Source organism: Geodermatophilus sp. SYSU D00708, from assembly GCF_054050115.1.
On the sequence record NZ_JBJGYS010000066.1, the window covers coordinates 1 to 715 of the forward strand.

Annotated in this window: 1 protein-coding gene; it reads right to left on the minus strand. The window is 75.0% G+C overall.

Features of this window, described 5'->3' with window-relative positions:
- A partial coding sequence (locus ACI79D_RS24890) for a sulfite exporter TauE/SafE family protein (RefSeq protein WP_456921218.1) occupies window positions 1-715 on the minus strand: 715 nt, incomplete at both ends.

Consider the following 715-nt stretch of genomic DNA (forward strand, 5'->3'; position numbering starts at 1 on the left):
CGGCGTCGGCCGTCTCGGCCTCCTCCAGCCGGGCGGCTTCGGCGGCGAGGGCGTCGGCGGACTCCAGGGCGCGGTCCTTGCGGTACTCGCGGAAGGAGTGGACGACGGCGGCGGCCCAGAGGGCGTAGAGGGCGGCGTAGACGGTGTAGCGGACCGGGTCGGGGGCGTCGAGCCAGTCGCTGCGCAGCAGGGTGCGGGTGTTGGTGATGACGATGATGCCGCCGACCAGGGAGCCGAGCATGCGCGGCGGGACGTGGCGGACCAGCCAGGCGGCGATGGGGGCGGCGATCAGCCCGCCGAGGAGCAGGGCCAGCACCCAGGCGAAGTCGATGCCCTGGGAGCCCAGGGCGAGCAGGAAGCCGAGGCTGGCGGCCAGCGCGACGAGGAACTCGGAGGTGTCGATGGAGCCGATCACCTTGCGCGGTTCCATCCGGCCGCTGGCCAGCAGGGCCGGGGTGCCGACCGGGCCCCAGCCGCCGCCGCCGGTGGCGTCGACGAAGCCGGCGACCAGGCCCAGCGGGCCCAGGAACCGCTTGCGGACGGGCTTGCCCAGGTGCCGGCGGTCCACGCCGCGCAGGGTGAAGCGGATCAGCAGGTAGACGCCGAGGGCGAGCAGGATCAGCGACATGACCGGGGCGGCGACCTCGGTGGAGAGGTTGGCCAGCACGGTGGCGCCGAGGAAGGCGCCGACGGCGCCGGGGACGCCGACCTTGGC